The sequence below is a fragment of the Chitinophagales bacterium genome (assembly GCA_013816805.1).
Taxonomy (GTDB): Bacteria; Bacteroidota; Bacteroidia; order Chitinophagales; family UBA10324; genus MGR-bin340.
On sequence record JACDDS010000002.1, the window covers coordinates 226,048 to 242,992 of the forward strand.

Sequence of the window (16,945 nt, forward strand, 5' to 3'; positions counted from 1 at the left end):
AATAATCATTGAGGTGATTGAGAACAAATTCTTTAGTATTATTTAATTTGTTTGATTTGGTCCATGACATGCCTAATTACAGGCCCGGTAATTTTCCGTAATTCATCTTCAGGAAGTTTCGTTCCGTAAGGCAAACTCAACGGTTGTTGCGAGTTCTGCTCAGTGTTAATGGTGTAGTTGAATTCATTGAAGTACACGTCGATACTCAGCAAGAACGAATTGGCAGAAACAATTTTTTTAAACCCTTTCAATTCATAATTGTAGCGAATGTGTCCTAACTTTTTTCCTTGTGCTCTCAGGTCATTTTCCAGCCATTTTATTTTTAGTTGATCCCATTCACTATCTTTTGTGCCGACAGATCTTTTTAAATCTTCGCCATCAATTTCAAACTCAATTTTTCGGTCGGTAGTAAAGAAAAAATCTTTTAGCGCTTCGCATTTTTCTTCAATCAATATAAAAAGAGGAATGATGTTTTGAGCCATAGCGTTACAGATATTTTCGGAATTTGCTGCAATAGTTAAAACATTTTCTCCTCTTAATTCTGCTTTGAGTAATGTAAGTTCTTTATCCAAATCATCAGCTTCTTCTATACTTTCTCCCTTTGCTGCTTTGATGGCAATTCCCAAAGACCACTGTAGTTCTTCACCTATGTAGAATAGGAAAGATTCAAGATCACCGGTGTCCGCTTTGTTCAATGCGGTGAGGTATCCTTTTTTATCTTTCGATTTGATGATGACAGGTGGGAAATTAGTTTTCAGCAGAATGAAGTTCATGAGCAACCGTGCAATGCGACCATTGCCATCATCGAAAGGATGGATGCGAACAAACTTGTAATGCAGTTGTGCTGCAAGTGATACCGGCACCATGTGTTCAAACGAAGCCTGTTTATGCCATGCTAAGAGGTCGCCCATCAGCGCTGGAGTTTCTTCCGGAGAGGCATAGTGAAAGATTTCACCGTTTTGCAGCCGGACAGAGTTGGGAAATTTCTTGTATTCACCCGGAGTAATTTCTCTTCGTGTAGGTTGTCCATCCGGTGTAATGGCTTCTTTCCAAAACGGACGTACCAGGATCACTTCATTTAACTGGCGAATAAAATTTTCTGTCAGGTCACGCTCCTTATCATTTGCCAGTTCATAGATCATTTTCACTGCGACATCATGTGCTTCCATTTCATCATACTCACGCTTATCATGGTCGCCGGTGGTTTTACCGAAAATGAGAAGTAATTCAGTTTGACCATAGGTGAGTGTATTACCTTCGATGTGATTGGAATTGTAATTCCATTCGAGCCGGAATTTTTTCCAAAGGCGATCTTCATCTTCGCGCTTCAGAGGTTGGTGTTTTGCGAGTTGACCTTTTAGCTCATCTGCTTTTTGATAGAGTTCTTTTATAGTCATAAGGTTTTGGATTAAAATCCTAATTCACTGAGGTATGATTTCATTTTATTTTTTACCTCGACAAGTTCATTTTCAAGAGTATCAATTTCCTTTTGCACAACCTTAATATCCACTTCAGCTTCCTCTTCAAATGTATCCACGTAGCGGGGAATGTTCAGGTTGTAATCATTCTCTTTGATTTCTTCAGGAGAAGCAACATGCGCATACTTCGGTACATCTTCACGAGTGCCACTGCGGAAAGCATTGTAGGTGCTCACAATTTTTTCAATGTCCTGTGTACGCAGGCGGTTTTGATTTTTACCCTGCTCATATTCTTTGCTCGCATCAATAAACAGAACATCTTTGGTTTGCTTGCCACGATTGAAAATGAGAATGGCTGCGGGAATGCCGGTGCCAAAGAAGAGGTTTGATGGCAAACCGATCACGGCTTCAAGAAGATTTTCTTCGATAAAGCTCTGGCGAATTCTGCCCTCACTGCTGCCACGAAACAAAACACCGTGAGGCACCACCACACCCACCTTCCCGTGCGTTTCGTAGGTGCTCTCGATCATGTGCGTGATGAAGGCATAATCACCTTTACTCTTAGGTGGTACGCCGCGCCAAAATCTTTTGTACTGATCAGATGATGCAGAATCCGCTCCCCACTTGTCTAAGCTGAAGGGAGGATTAGCAACTACAATGTCAAACTTCATGAGATGATCTCCTTCGAGCAACTTGGGGTTGTTGAGTGTATCGCCCCATTCAATGTCTGCGTTATCCATTTCGTGCAGGAACATGTTCATGCGGCACAATGCCCAGGTGCTACCGTTGTTCTCCTGACCATAGAGTGAAAAATTCTTGCTGCCTACTTCTTTACCAACACGAATGAGTAATGAGCCGGAACCACAAGTAGGATCAGAAATTCGTGCGCCGGGTTTTGGTTGCAAAAGTTTTGCGAGCAACTGAGCCACTTCTTTTGGCGTGTAAAATTCACCACCTTTCTTGCCTGCATCGCTGGCGAAGTTGCCAATCAGAAACTCATAAGCATTGCCAATGATGTCGTGGTCATCGAGGTGTGAAGGACGCAGATCAAGTTTTTCATTTGCGAAATCATTGAGCAAATTTTTCAGCCGGAGATTACGCTCCTTAACCGGACCTAAATTGTTTGAGTTGAAATCAATGTTCCTAAACACACCTTCCAGCTTCGTGCGATTGGCCTCTTCCAAATCATTCAACGCAGTGTTGATGAGTTCACCGAGGTTGCCTTCATTGCGCCGATCATAGAGGTAATCAAAGGTGCTGTGATCGGGAACAACGAAGCGCTCGTGCTTCATGGCACGATCCGTTCTCTCAGGATCATCGTTGTATTTTCTCATGTACTCTTCGCGCTTGTCTTTCCAAACATCGCTTAGGTATTTGATGAAGAGCATGGTGAGAATGTAGTCCTTGTATTGAGCAGGATCTATTACGCCGCGAAAGGTGTCGCACGCTTTCCATACCATGTTGTTGATCTCAGATTGGGAAATTTTTGTTGCCATATTATTTCTGAATTAGTTGGTTGAAAAGTGATGAATAGAATTGTTCCTTTTTTTGAAGCAACTGTTTTGTGATTTGTTTTTCGCGCTGCCAATGTTGTATGAATACGATAATTCTTTTCTGCTTTTCGATTGACGGAATCGGGATAGTGATTTCGGCCAAATCCTTTTTGCTTATGTGCGGGACGGTTGTAGTTCCGGCAAGCGATTTTAATAAGTTTTGGGTTTTGATGTCGTTAAGAAAAATAGTAAGATAATCCGGAAGCACCTGGGAGATATCCGGCTTCACAATGAAGAAAAGTGATGAGGCTACAGCCGGACCAAAGGAGCCGTCGTACTTGATGGCCTTATTACTCACACCTTTGGAGGCTATAAGGATATCATTTTTCTGAAGAATATGATTAGGTGAAACCTTATCTACTGGAAGGAATGTATTAAAAGAATGGTGGCGCAGTTCAGTTACAAGATTTATACCTTGCAGGTAAATAATATCTCCGGTCGGGACTGGATTTTCATAAAGACCAAACTGAAGTGCAGCGACTTGCTGGAGTTGAAAAATCAATTTAATTCATATTATCTAAATACAAAATTCAGAATTTTCTAATTTCTGATTGATATTTATTATTTTATTTAAATAAAATAATATTAATTACTTGATTATCAGGATTAATAATTCTTTAACCAAAAAACTGCAGAAAAATCTTTGCTGATGCCAAACCTGTGAGAAAGACTAGACTATTTCCCGATACAAAACTTCGAAAATATCGACCCTAAAATATCTTCTGTAGTCACTTCACCGGTGATTTCCCCTAAGGCATTCAATGCCCGCCTGATATCAGCCGCAAAGAGCTCTCCGGAAGCATCTGATTGCAAAGAATGAAAAACATCTTCCAGCGCCTGGTCTGCCTTCGAAAGCGCTTCATAATGCCGCACGTTGGTGACAATGGTTTTATCGCCTGCCTGTGCATCACCGGCAACAAGTGAGACCAGCTTTTTTCTTAAAAAGTCGAGGTGTATTTTCTGTTTCGCAGAAACAAAAATCAGGTTCTCAATATTCAAATATTGGTTCTCTAAATTGTTATTCCGCTGAGCATCTATTTTGTTACCTGTTACCACCACAGCGGCTTTTCCTTGCGGTAACTTTGACAATTCATTTAGCAGTTCCTCACGGTCCATTTCGTTTACATCAAAAACGTAGAGCAGCACCGTTGACTGACTTATTTTTTCCATTGTTTTTTCAACGCCCAGCTTCTCAATCACGTCCGTAGCTTCACGGATACCGGCGGTATCGATGAGCCGGAATAAAACTCCATCAATATTGACCACCTCTTCAATAGCATCCCGCGTGGTACCGGGAATCTCCGAGACAATAGCCCGCTCTTCGTTCAGCAATGCATTCAGCAATGTTGATTTGCCGGCATTAGGCCTTCCCGCAATTACGGTTGTAACGCCGTGACGGATCACGTTTCCCAGCCGGAAAGAACTTTTAAGATGCAGCAGATGATCTCTCAGACTTAAGATCAGTCCGGTAAGCTCGTTGCGATTTGCGAACTGCACATTTTCTTCTGCAAAATCCAGTTCGAGCTCAATTAAGGAAGCAAAATGGATCAACTCCTCACGAAGCTTTTTTATTTCGGCAGAAAACCCACCGCGCATGTGGTTCATTGCAGCCCGGTGTGCGCTGTCCGAATCGGCTGCAATCAGGTCAGCCACCGCTTCAGCCTGCGAGAGATCGAACTTACCGTTTAGAAAAGCACGCTGCGTAAACTCTCCTGCCCCCGCAGCCCGTGCTCCGAGATCAATGAATAACCGTATTATTTTTTGCACGATGAAGGAGGAGCCATGGGTGGAAATTTCGACTATATGCTCTCCCGTATAGGAATGCGGCGCTTTAAAAATGCCAATCACCACTTCATCGATTACGGTATCATCTTCTGTAATTTTTCCAAAATGAAGCGTATGGGATGGCTGATCTGAGAGTTTTTTTCCTTTGAAAATTTTATCAGCGAGTGTAATTGATTCTTTCCCGGACAGGCGGATCACTGCAAGGGCACTTATTCCGGGTGGAGTGGATAGTGCAACTATAGTGTCTTGATGATCCATGAAATATTATTTATAGATGATAAAATCCAGAGTCGCCTTATCATTATTTCTTAATTAATTTATAGAAAAATTAACCTCAAGGAGACCATAATGGATACAAGAATATGTTACATTCTTCAATGCCTGAAGTGCCGTAAGCCTGTAAATACCATCGGCATTTGATATTCATTGCATAGGTTTATGGAATCCTGGTCTCTTATAGATCCGCCGGGTTGCAGAATGGCATTAATACCTTCTGCATGTGCTAATTCCACCCAATCATTAAATGGGAAAAAAGCATCTGAAGCCAGCACGCTGTCCTTAAGATCAAGATGGAATGCTTTTGCCCTTGCAATTGCCTGCTTTAATGCATCGATCCGTGAAGTTTGACCGCATCCCATTCCTATAAGTTGCTTTCCTTTTACAATAGCTATGGCATTCGACTTTAAATGCTTTACACATTTCTCTGCAAACAGCAAATCGGTAACCTGGTTTTTGGATGGATGATTTTGTGTAACTATTTTCAATGTCTCTTCTGAAGAAAGCAGTTCGTCCCTGCTTTGTTCAATGATTCCGTTCAGCAGACTTTTAAAAACTTTATTTCCGGTTTCATTCCCCTGATTCTTCGTCACTTCTTTTCGCAAAAGGATTATCCGGTTTTTCTTTTGTCTAAGGATTTGCAGAGCACCTTCATCGTACCCAGAAGCAATGATAATTTCAAAAAATATCCCGTTAATTTTTCCAGCAAGAGCTTCGATAATTCGTTGGTTAAAAATAATAATTCCTCCAAAGGCAGAAACCGGATCAGCTGCCAAAGCTTTATTCCAGGCCTCTACTACATCCTCTGCTTCAGCAACTCCGCAGGCATTTGTATGCTTAATGATGGCGCAGGCGGGAACCTTAAATTCATCAATTAAATCAAAGGCCGCATCTATATCTGCCAGGTTATTATAAGATAGTTCTTTACCATTAAGCTGCTCGTAAAGAAGGTCTGTTTCACCATAAAAAATACCTTTTTGGTGTGGATTTTCTCCATACCGGAGATTTTTAAAATGATTAATGCTTTTTTTAAAGGTTGTGATCTTGCCCGCCCGGTTGAAATAATTAAAGATCAGGGTATCGTAAGAAGACGATACTGCAAACGCTTTAGCAGCAAAAAGCTGGCGGTCTTCCTTCGAAGTAATTCCAGATTTTTCCTCTAAAAGCATAAAAAGGTTTTCATATTCTTCCCGGGACGGGCAAACAAGTACATCATTAAAATTTTTTGCAGCGGCACGAATAAGCGCGATGCCTCCAATATCTATTTTTTCTATAATTGTGAATTCATCAGTGGTGGAAGCCACCGTAGTTTCGAACGGATAAAGGTCCACAATCACCAGGTCTATTTGGGGAATCATATGTTCGTGCATCTGGTGTACATCATCTGATAATTCCCGCCTTCCTAAAATTCCTCCGAAGATTTTAGGGTGAAGGGTCTTTACCCTGCCGCCAAGTATCTCAGGAAAATGAGTTAATTCTTCTACTTCCGTAACCAGAACATTTAAAGATTTAATAAAGGATGCCGTGCCGCCAGTTGAAATTATCTGTACACCTGATTCATATAGCTTTTTTACAACTGGTTCCAAACCGTCTTTGTGATATACCGAAATCAGTGCTGTTTTAATTTTCACTTCGTCCATGGATTGGTACAATTGCTGTAAAAAAACAGATCGTTCGGGTTAGCCAGAATCTTTCTGGAATTTACTTTAATCAAATTTATCGTACTATTCTAACACTTTACTCTCTCCTAAAACAGGAATGGGTTTTATTTTAAGAGTCTTTTTTAAACTGACATTTCCTGATGCGAATTTATTAATATGCGCTATGGCCTCTTCTACATCATCAGTAACCAGCAGCAGTTTCAGGTCTTCACTTGAAATGGTGCTGATGGTTAACATCTGTTCAATAAAAGTCATCATAGTCTGCCAGTAAGATTTTCCCATAAGTATTACGGGGAAATTTTCCAGTTTTTTAGTTTGTATAAGGGTAATGGTTTCAAAAAGCTCATCCATAGTGCCAAAGCCACCAGGCATTACCACAAATGAATAGGAGTATTTAAGCAGTAAGAACTTACGCACAAAAAAGTGATCGAGTGTAATCCATCTGTCCAGGTATGGATTCGGCTCCTGTTCCATCTGCAGCTTTATATTGCACCCAACAGATGCACCGCCGGCGTCTTTTGCACCCCGGTTTGCCGCTTCCATTATACCCGGGCCACCCCCGGTCATTACAGTGAACCCAAGGTTAGCTAAAGCGCTGCCCATTTGGCGGGCAAGCATGTAATATTGATGGTCTTCTTTAAAACGAGCGGAGCCGAAGACAGTGACACAGGGCCCTACAAAGTGCAGCGTCCGGAATCCTTTGATAAATTCTTTCATAACCTCGAAAACAAAACCCAGTTCTTTTAGCCGTGCATGCGGCCCTTCTAGAGACCAGCTTTCCATTCCATTTGAAGCTGCACTTTTTTCTGAAGGTTGTGCTTTAAAGCTTTTTTCCATTCACGTTACTTAAAAAAAAGACGTAAATATAAGTTAACAGCAGTAGCCGATGCAGATATGATGATTTCCGGAAATTAAAAGTGATGTGTTATTTTTGAAGAATTTATGAATAAGAAATACGCGGATAAAAACAGATTCAGTTCAAAAGAAAAAAATGTTGCAACGGGCCGGTTTATAAAGGCAGATCAAAGTAAAGAGGAACTGTCTCCAGGCACTGTATTGAATAAATTTCTTTCCAATGCAGGAGTGGCTTCGCGCAGAAATTGTGCAACATTGATCCAGCAGGGATTAGTTATGGTAAATGGCAAAGCTATTTTAACGCCGGCTTACCGTGTTCAGAATAACGATGAGGTAGTATTCAGGGGAAAGAAAATTTCAGGCGGAAAGAAAGTGTACATCCTGTTGAATAAACCGAAAGATTTCATTACCACTACGCATGATGAGCATGAACGGCATACGGTAATGGAATTAATAAAAAATGCAACTACCGAGCGCGTATTTCCTGTGGGGCGCCTTGATAGGAATACCACGGGGCTATTGTTGTTTACCAATGACGGTGAGCTTGCACAGAAGCTTACTCATCCAAGTAAAAAAGTAAAAAAGGTATACGAGGTTATGGTTAATAAAGAAGTTGCTGAGCAAGACCTCGAGAAGATTGCAAAAGGTATTGAACTGGAGGATGGAATAGCGGCAGTGGATGATATCGCATTTTCCAATCCAGCGGATAGAAGCATTATTGGTATTGAATTGCACATTGGAAAAAACAGGATTGTACGAAGGATTTTTGAACACCTCGGTTACGATGTGCGCCGCCTGGACCGGGTGCTCTATGCCGGTCTTACAAAAAAAGACCTGCCCCGGGGAAGATGGCGCCATCTGTCAGAGAAAGAAGTGCGGCAGCTGAAAGTTCTTTCCTAAATCCGAACTTCCGGCTCTCTCATTTGCAATCATAAGTGGATTGTTAACTTTGGCGCACTTCACCACTCTCTTTATGATTCCGGAATATCGCCAGCAATACAACGAAAAATTCACAGAGGAGCAGTATAGCCGGTTTATAGACGACCTGTATAATGAGGCCGGTTATCAGATCGGATTCCGGATTGCAGAAACGCCCATTTTTGTCCCTTCAAAATTTAAAAAAGAGCTTATTGCAGGAGCAGAAGAAATTTTAAATGTGGTTATTTCGGATGAATACTACCGTATTTCGGACAGAGCTATTCCTTCTCATCTTAAAGTCCCGAATGAAGATCGTGTTCCGCGCACTATTGCAATAGATTTTGCAGTATGCAAGGATAATCGCGGTGAACTGTTGCCCCAGCTCATTGAGGCACAGGCCTTTCCTTCATTGTTTTGTTACCAGCATTGGCTTGCCGGAAAGTATCGCAAGCATTTCTGGACCCCTGAAAATACAAGCCATCTTTTCAATGGCATGGATGAGGAATCTTATTTACGGCGATTGCGGCAATGGATCATAGGAAATGAAGACCCGGAGCACGTGGTGCTTCTGGAAATTGAACCGGAGAAGCAGAAGACGAGGGTAGACTTTGAGCTTACTAAACAATACCTGGGAATCAATTATATCTGCATCAGTAAAGTGCTTCGTGAAGGCAGAAGTTTATTTTATGAAAAGGATGGAAAGAAGGTTCCGATACGCAGGATATACAACCGGGTAATATTTGATGAATTCGTTAAACGCAGCGATTTTAAGTGCCAGTTTAATTTAACAGAAGATGTCGATGTCTCATGGGCTGTGCATCCAAACTGGTTTTTCCGCATTAGTAAATTTTCTATGCCTTTTATTGACAGCAGGTATGTGCCCAAAACAGCCTTTCTGAATGAACTGAAGCAGATTCCTGCAGACCTGGAGAATTACGTTTTAAAGCCGCTGTTTTCCTTTAGTGGCAGTGGGGTAATTTATGATGTGAAATCGGAAGACATTGATCGCATCAGCAACCCTGAGAATTATATCCTTCAACGTAAAGTGTTTTATGCTCCCGTTATTAAATCGCCCGGAGGCATGGTAAAGGCAGAAATCCGTTTGTTATTTCTGTGGCCGGATGGAGAAAAGAGGCCTCTATTATGCATTAACCTGGTTCGCCTGAGCAAAGGCAAAATGATTGGGGTGGACTTTAACAGGGATTTGGATTGGGTGGGCGGAAGCGTAGGATTTTTCGAATAGTAATAAGCCTGATAGCAGGTATGAATCTAGCATTTAAGAATTAATAATGCCCGGGAAACTTAGACGCTTTAAAAATCAAAAACCTTTTTTCACCTTTCATATTCCAGGTGAAAGAATTGCATTATTATTTTGCATAACACTCTTTGCATGCTGTGCTAAAAAAGAACCCGCATCAGCAGATCTTTTTTCGGTTCAGCTGACTACAGTGGATCACCGGAATTTTTCTTTCCAGCAATTATCTGATAATCAAGCTTCGGTAATTCTCTTCATTCAACCAGAATGTCCTTTGTGTAATTCTTACGGAAAAACGATGCACGCCCTGGACAGTACCTATTCTTCGCAAAAAATTCCGATCTATGGAGTGGTAGCCGGAAAAAATTATTCTGATAGTGAGATAAAGGAATTTCTTCAAAAACATCGCCTTTCATTTACCACTATTCTCGATCCGGAATTCAGATTAAAAAATTTGTTACATGCCCGCGTAACACCACAAGTCTTTTTAATTGATAATAAGGGTTCCATACTATATCATGGGTTGATCGATGACTGGGCAGTGGAAATCGGGCAGGTGCGCGCTCACGTATCATATCATTTTCTAGCAGATGCTATTGATGCTTATTTGCAAAACAGACCCATTGCAAACGATTCTACAAAGGCAGTGGGCTGTTACATTGAATAGCGTTTCATTCGCCTGATTGTTTTATAATTTCACGAAGTGAAAAGATTCAGCTATTTTATTTCTACTAAAAGAAAGCAGATTGGGATTAATACCATAATTCTTATTATCAGTGTTGCTTGTTTTTCCTGCACTCAAAAAAAGCAGATCACCTTTTCCGCAGATATCGCCCCGGTGATCTATAAAAACTGCACCAATTGCCATCGTGCCGGGCAGGCAGGATTAATTCCCTTGGTTACCTATGAAGATGTTTCAAAAAGATCGAAGACCATTGCAGCGGTAGTAGAAAAGCATCTGATGCCCCCATGGCCGGCCGATCCTTCTTATACTCACTTCTGTGACGAGCTCGTGTTAAGCGATCCTGAAATTTCTATGATTAAAAAATGGAGCGAAGAAGGCGCCCCGGCCGGTGATTTATCGAAGCTGCCTCCGTTACCTGATTTTGATCAGAGGTCACTAATCGGCAAGCCTGACGTTACTTTAAGAATCAAACCTTTCCTTATTGAAGGTGATAATACCGACCGTTTTATGGTAATGAAAATTCCGTTTGAACTGCCGCGGGATACTTTTATCCGTGCAGTGGAATTTATGCCCGGGAGCCCTTATGTGCACCATGTTAACGGACACATAATCTGTTATGAGGAAGGGAAGAAAAAAGATATTTATGCAGGACGATATGTGATAAACACTGAGAAAGCCGATCGTGATTCGGTTTTTCAGGAAATGTCTTTGCTTAATGATGACGGTTCCAATCCTATCCTGATAAACTCTGTAACCAATTATCTGCCTGGTGTTTTAGGAACTATTTACCCAGATGGGATAGGCGGATTTGCCGTAAAGAAAAGAGGAATTATTTACCTGAATGATATTCATTATGGTCCTTCTGCTGAGGCCGTTTCAGATACTTCCTTTCTTAATATTTTTTATGGAAAGAAACCACCGGTAAGGCCCACTATGGAGATTCAGTTAGGGACACTGGGTATTTCCGATATTATACCTCCTCTTATAATTCCTGCAGATTCTGTGAAGAAATTTGTGACACGCGCTAAAATTCTGGGTGATATTTCATTACTTACAGTGAACCCTCACATGCACTTACTTGGAAAATCATTTATTTCTTATGCAGTTAAACCTTCGGGAGATACAATACCTATAATCCGAATAAAGAGCTGGGATTTCAGGTGGCAATATTTTTACACCTTTCCTAAGATGGTTCACATTCCTGCAGGATCAACAATAGAAGTGATAGCTGCCTACGACAATACCGTAAATAACCCGAATAATCCTTTCAATCCACCCCAGACCGTGGAGGGCCGAAACGGAAGCATGAAGACGACGCAAGAGATGTTACAGCTGATTCTTACTTATTTGCCTTATGAAAAAGGGGATGAGGATATCAGCTTGGAAACTAAATAATATCAAAGCTTTCGGACTGTTTCAGCAAATTCCAAAATAAACGGGTTGGTCCTTTTTTCTTCTCCGATGTTTGTAGCCGGGCCATGGCCGCTGTAAACAACAGTTTCCTCAGGCAATACCAATAATTTATTGAAGATGCTCTGCATTAGCGTTTCATAGTCGCCACCAGGCAAATCTGTTCTGCCAATGCTTGATTGAAAAAGCACATCACCGCTTATAATAAAATTTTCCTTTTCAGCAAGAAACGACATGCTGGCCGGCGAATGACCGGGTGTGAATATTGCTTGAAGAAAAGAGTTTCCAAATTTTATCTGGTCACCCTCCTGTAAAAACTTATCAGGAGCGGGCGGCGGATCAGCATGCAATCCATACATTTTTGCAATAGTTCCGGCATTGTTAAAAAGGAAAAGCTCATCCTTGTTCATCATTAACGGAATATTAAAAGTCTCCTTTACCCACTTAACTCCCAGGATGTGATCAATGTGCGCATGGGTGAGAAGCAGCAGCACAGGGTGAAGATTCTTTCCCACAATAAATTTCTTAAGGTCTTCCCTTTCATTTTCATAATAACACCCCGGATCTATAATAATACATTCCCCGGACTCGTCCGATAATATGTATGTATTTTCCAGAAAATCGTTAAAGACAAAATGATAAGCAGCTATCATCGTTTCATATATAAATCCCTAATTTGGATTGAAAGCACGTTCTGTAAATGTCTTGCATTCTAAAGCCTCGTAAAAAGAAAAATGTTTTAATTTCGAAAATATAGATTGATTATTAAATGAAGAGTTCTGGTACCTGCAAAAGTATTGTATTCCTGCTGGCAATTTTAGCCCAAAATTTCTTTTCAAAGGCTCAAACGGCAGATGAAGAGTTCGGTCAAAACAGGGTTCAGTATAAAGAATTTAACTGGTCCTTTTATCAAACGGACAGGTATGTGGTCTATTTCTATTTAGGTGGCCAGGAATTGGGAAAATTTACGGTTATAGATGGCGCGAAAGAAATGGATGACCTGGAAACCATGCTGGAATACAAGCTGAATGATCGCATAGACATACTCGTCTTTAATAACCTTGACGATCTGAAGCAATCAAATATCGGGAGAGGTATTGAAATAAATAATACCGGCGGAGTTACCAAGATTATTGGCAATAAGATGTTTGTTTATTTCGATGGCAGCCATCAGCATCTGCAGCAGCAGATCCGACAGGGCATTGCAAGCATCTTTATGCAAAATATGATGTTTGGCGGAAACATACAGGAAGTAGTACAAAATGCTGTACTTCTTAAAATACCTGCGTGGTACAAGGATGGTTTAACAGGTTATATAGGCCAGACCTGGAGTACGGAGCTCGATAACCGCCTTCGTGACGGTATTCTTTCCGTACGCTATAAAAAACTAAACAGGCTCACAGGCATGGATGCCACCATTGCCGGGCATTCCGTATGGAATTATATCGATACCAAATATGGAAGTGCTACCATACCAAATTTACTGTACCTAACCCGGATAAACCGGAGCATGGAGAGTGGATTTAACTTTGTTTTTGGCAAATCAGTAAAGAGCTTTCTGCAGGAATGGTACGAATACTATCACGAACTGTATACGAGAGAAGATACTGCTAAATCCATCCCGGGCGCACAGGAAATTATAAAAAAGCGTGATCCAAAGGGTATAGTATTTAATCAATTGCATGTAAATAATGATGCAAAACAGATTGCATATGTCCGAAATGAAATCAGTAAATACAGGGTATGTTTAAAAAATACAGAGACGGGCAGCTCCAAAAAACTTCTAAAGGGCGGATTTAAAAGCATTACACAGCCAATAGATTATTCCCAGCCATTGCTGTCATTCGATCCGACAGGAAAAAAACTTGCTATCGTTTACCAAAAAAGAGATAAAACAAATTTGCTGGTTTACAATATGGAAGACCATAAAAAGGAAAAACGCAAGATTATCGCCTTTCAAAAAATTTTGTCAATGGCTTATATCGATCCGACCAACATCGTTATTTCGGCCGAAAATAAGGGACAATCCGACGTTTATACCTTCAATATTAAATCTTCGCGGATTGAGCAGATAACTAATGATTATTATGATGACCTCTACCCGCATTTTGTAAAAATGAATAACCGGCAGGGGATATTATTTTCGTCTAACCGGATTGATGATACACTTCGCATATTAAACCAGGATACAGCAAGGCCTGTTAAAAACCTTGACTTGTTTTTTTATAATACTGAAACGCGTTCTAAGGAATTGCTGCGTGTAACGAATACACCACTATGGAATGAAACCGGTGCTGCATCTTACAACCCTGAATATTTTTCGTATCTGAGTGATCAAAACGGAATCGTTAACAGGTATGTGGCACATATCGATAGCCACTTTCACCATTATGACCAATATTATTATTTCAGAGATTCTACTATTGTTAATCCGACCTACAATATAGATTCCATAATTAATTCTGACAGCCTTTCAATTGATTCCATCCGCAAGATTGCGGTTTATAGGGATACTGCAATTTCCTTTGCTCAAACCAATTATAAGCGCAGCATCCTTGAACAGGATCTGGCACCACGCGCAGGAAAGATGGCGCAGGTAATGCTTCATAATAACCGTTATGAATTTTCATTGGTACCTATCGAGCGCGACAGCGGTTTTGCGGAAATTCCAGGATTGGAATATACAGATTATGCCAGGCGGCTTCTGGAGCACTATTATCCCGGTACTACTATTTCTGTAACTCCTTCAAAAACTGAAAATGCTCATGGTGACACTGTAAGAGCGGATACGTCGCGACTAAACAACAGTAATTACCTGTTCCAAAGCGATTTTACTTTCGCACCTTCAAAACCAATATTAGATACTACTTCTGGTCTCTTTCAGCAACAATCCGTATTCCGGTTTTCAAAAACTTTGCCCTACCTCGTTAAATTTTCAACCAGCTATGTGGTTACCCAATTGAACAGCAGTTTGATTATAACCCGCTACCAGCCGTTCAACGGCGGAGGCGGGCAATTTCAAAACCCATTGCTTACCACCAATTCTCCGCAATTTCAAAATCCGGATCTGAACGCATTTATTAAGGTAAGCATCAGCGACCTGATGGAAGATTACCGGATTACGGGTGGCTTTATGCTGCCCACATCTTTCAGTGGCACACAATATTTTTTGATGTTTGAGGATTTAAAGCATCGGCTTGATAAGCAATATACCGTTTACCGTTCTTCGAACTCACTTGCTTATACATCTGACCGATGGATCTTTCCAATTCGTGCAAAGCAACGAACGTACCTTGCATCAGCATCTTTTCGTTATCCATTAGACCCTAACCGGCGCGTGGGACTCACTGCAACTTACCGTAATGACCGGATTAATTACCTGGCAACCGACAGCTTCAGCTTAGGCCTGGCTCAATCTTACCAAAGCTATCTTTTTCTGCGTGCCGAATATGTATTTGATAATACCCTTGCAGTTCAAACGAATATCTGGGATGGCACCCGGTATAAAATTTACTTAGATGCATCCAGACAGCTTGACGGACATAACACTTATTTCTTTGCTGCAGGCGCAGACTTTCGTCACTATGAAAAAATCAGCCGTAACCTGATCTGGGCTACCCGTTTAAATGGCGCAACTTCATGGGGCGATCAGAAGGTGATCTATTACCTCGGAGGGGTTGACAGCTGGATCAATGCAAAATTTGATCAGACTACACCGGTATCTTCTACTGCGGGATATGCATTTCAAACATTAGCTGTGAACATGCGCGGCTTTCAGCAAAATATTCGTAATGGCAATACCTTTGCGCTTATAAATACCGAAATTCGCTTTCCTGTATTTTCATATTTATTTAATACTCCTATTCGGTCTGAGCTGATCCGTAACTTTCAATTGGTAGGATTTGGGGATGCAGGCACTGCGTGGCAGGGCCTTTCTCCTTATTCACATGATAATCCCTTTAATTCTTCCACCATCACCCAGGGGCCGGTAACCGTACATGTTAATTATTTCCGCGAGCCGGTAGTGGTCGGCTATGGCATTGGTGCCCGTACTACCATTCTTGGTTATTTTCTTCGTGTAGATTATGCGCAGGGAATTGACAGCGGAGCTAAAAAGAAACCAATATGGTATTTCTCTTTGTCAACAGATTTTTAGGCTAATTTTTTTTATAGCCGCATAAGGAATCAATTTAAATAGTTCTCCGAATATTGCATTCTCCGGAATAATTATCTTGCTCCGGTAAAAATAATTTATGATTCAATCGATGACGGGTTATGGAAAAGCGGAAGCATTAAAAAATGGAAGGACAGTCCGTGTGGAAATCCGGTCACTCAATAGTAAGTTTTTTGATTTGAACCTACGGCTTCCCTATTCGCTTAAAGAAAAGGAAATTGAAGTGAGAAACCTGACGACAGAAAGCTTACACCGTGGAAAAATTGATTTGTTCATAAATGTAACAGAGGGATCTTTGGAAAAACCCCAGGAAATTAATGTAGCGTTGGCCAAAAAATACTTCAGGCAATTAAAATCACTTGCTAAAGCGGTTGGTGCTGATAAGAAAGATCTTCTGTCCATAACCATGCAACTGCCTGAAGTATTATCAGGTCAAAAAAATAATGTTGATGAAAAGGAACAGGCAATCGTATTTGAAGTGATACAAGAGGCAATAAAAGATATAGTACAATTCAGGAGGAGTGAAGGAAAAACACTTGATAAAATTCTCAGGGCTAACATTACGACCCTGCTTTCCCTTCTTAAAGAAGTTGAAATATTTGAAAAGGACCGCATTGAAACAATCAGGAAGCGTTTGCACCACCAATTGAGTGAACTTATTTCTTCAGAAGAATATGATCGCAACCGTTTTGAGCAGGAGTTGATCTATTATATTGAAAAAATGGATTTTACCGAGGAAAAGGTTCGTCTCCAAAGCCATTGTGACTTTTTTCTTCAAACACTTGATGATAAAGATTCAAACGGTCGCCGTTTAGGTTTTATATCGCAGGAAATAGGGCGGGAAATTAACACGCTTGGTTCTAAAGCGAATGATGCAGCAATTCAAAAAATAATTGTGCAAATGAAAGATGAGCTGGAGAAAATTAAGGAACAGCTATTAAACGTTCTCTGATTA

At 40.8% G+C, this 16,945-nt stretch carries 13 protein-coding genes; 6 read left to right on the top strand and 7 right to left on the bottom strand.

Annotated features, from left to right (window positions below; all coding sequences use genetic code 11):
• Window positions 1-38: 38 nt before the first annotated feature.
• From H0W62_02755 to H0W62_02780, 6 genes are all read right to left on the bottom strand, one after another.
• On the bottom strand, window positions 39-1,397 hold the full coding sequence (locus H0W62_02755) for a Fic family protein (GenBank protein ID MBA3647462.1): 1,359 nt from the start codon (window positions 1,395-1,397) through the stop codon (window positions 39-41).
• A gap of 11 nt (window positions 1,398-1,408) precedes the next feature.
• On the bottom strand, window positions 1,409-2,914 hold the full coding sequence (locus tag H0W62_02760) for a type I restriction-modification system subunit M (protein MBA3647463.1): 1,506 nt from the start codon (window positions 2,912-2,914) through the stop codon (window positions 1,409-1,411).
• A 1-nt stretch (window position 2,915) separates the two neighbouring features.
• Window positions 2,916-3,473 carry a restriction endonuclease subunit S gene (locus H0W62_02765; GenBank protein ID MBA3647464.1) on the bottom strand — a complete coding sequence of 186 codons (558 nt, stop codon included), beginning with the start codon at window positions 3,471-3,473 and terminating at the stop codon, window positions 2,916-2,918.
• A gap of 173 nt (window positions 3,474-3,646) precedes the next feature.
• Entirely contained in the window at window positions 3,647-5,014 is a 1,368-nt protein-coding gene (gene mnmE / locus H0W62_02770; GenBank protein MBA3647465.1) for a tRNA uridine-5-carboxymethylaminomethyl(34) synthesis GTPase MnmE, read from the bottom strand.
• A 116-nt stretch (window positions 5,015-5,130) separates the two neighbouring features.
• A complete protein-coding gene (gene purH, locus H0W62_02775; GenBank protein ID MBA3647466.1) occupies window positions 5,131-6,672 on the bottom strand; it encodes a bifunctional phosphoribosylaminoimidazolecarboxamide formyltransferase/IMP cyclohydrolase in 1,542 nt (513 codons plus the stop codon).
• A gap of 84 nt (window positions 6,673-6,756) precedes the next feature.
• Window positions 6,757-7,530, bottom strand: a complete 774-nt coding sequence (locus H0W62_02780) for a TIGR00730 family Rossman fold protein (GenBank protein MBA3647467.1) — start codon at window positions 7,528-7,530, stop codon at window positions 6,757-6,759.
• 105 nt (window positions 7,531-7,635) lie between these two features.
• On the opposite strand from H0W62_02780, the gene H0W62_02785 reads away from it, so the two are divergent.
• The 4 genes from H0W62_02785 (at window position 7,636) to H0W62_02800 (ending at window position 11,801) form a co-directional block, all read left to right on the top strand.
• Window positions 7,636-8,448: an rRNA pseudouridine synthase gene (locus H0W62_02785; GenBank protein MBA3647468.1), complete on the top strand. Its 813-nt coding sequence runs from the start codon at window positions 7,636-7,638 to the stop codon at window positions 8,446-8,448.
• Between the two features lie 73 nt (window positions 8,449-8,521).
• Window positions 8,522-9,709 (top strand): hypothetical protein, encoded by a 1,188-nt coding sequence (locus tag H0W62_02790; GenBank protein ID MBA3647469.1) that lies wholly within the window; start codon window positions 8,522-8,524, stop codon window positions 9,707-9,709.
• A gap of 46 nt (window positions 9,710-9,755) precedes the next feature.
• Window positions 9,756-10,388, top strand: a complete 633-nt coding sequence (locus H0W62_02795) for a redoxin domain-containing protein (GenBank protein ID MBA3647470.1) — start codon at window positions 9,756-9,758, stop codon at window positions 10,386-10,388.
• Between the two features lie 36 nt (window positions 10,389-10,424).
• Window positions 10,425-11,801: a hypothetical protein gene (locus H0W62_02800; protein ID MBA3647471.1), complete on the top strand. Its 1,377-nt coding sequence runs from the start codon at window positions 10,425-10,427 to the stop codon at window positions 11,799-11,801.
• A gap of 2 nt (window positions 11,802-11,803) precedes the next feature.
• On the opposite strand, the gene H0W62_02805 is transcribed toward H0W62_02800, so the two are convergent.
• A complete protein-coding gene (locus H0W62_02805; protein ID MBA3647472.1) occupies window positions 11,804-12,469 on the bottom strand; it encodes an MBL fold metallo-hydrolase in 666 nt (221 codons plus the stop codon).
• Between the two features lie 116 nt (window positions 12,470-12,585).
• Between H0W62_02805 and H0W62_02810 the strand changes: the two genes are divergently transcribed.
• The gene (locus tag H0W62_02810; protein MBA3647473.1) at window positions 12,586-15,972 is read left to right on the top strand and encodes a hypothetical protein; all 3,387 of its coding nucleotides are present in this window, start codon (window positions 12,586-12,588) and stop codon (window positions 15,970-15,972) included.
• Window positions 15,973-16,081: 109 nt separating this feature from the next.
• A complete protein-coding gene (locus tag H0W62_02815) occupies window positions 16,082-16,942 on the top strand; it encodes a YicC family protein (protein ID MBA3647474.1) in 861 nt (286 codons plus the stop codon).
• Window positions 16,943-16,945 lie beyond the last annotated feature (3 nt).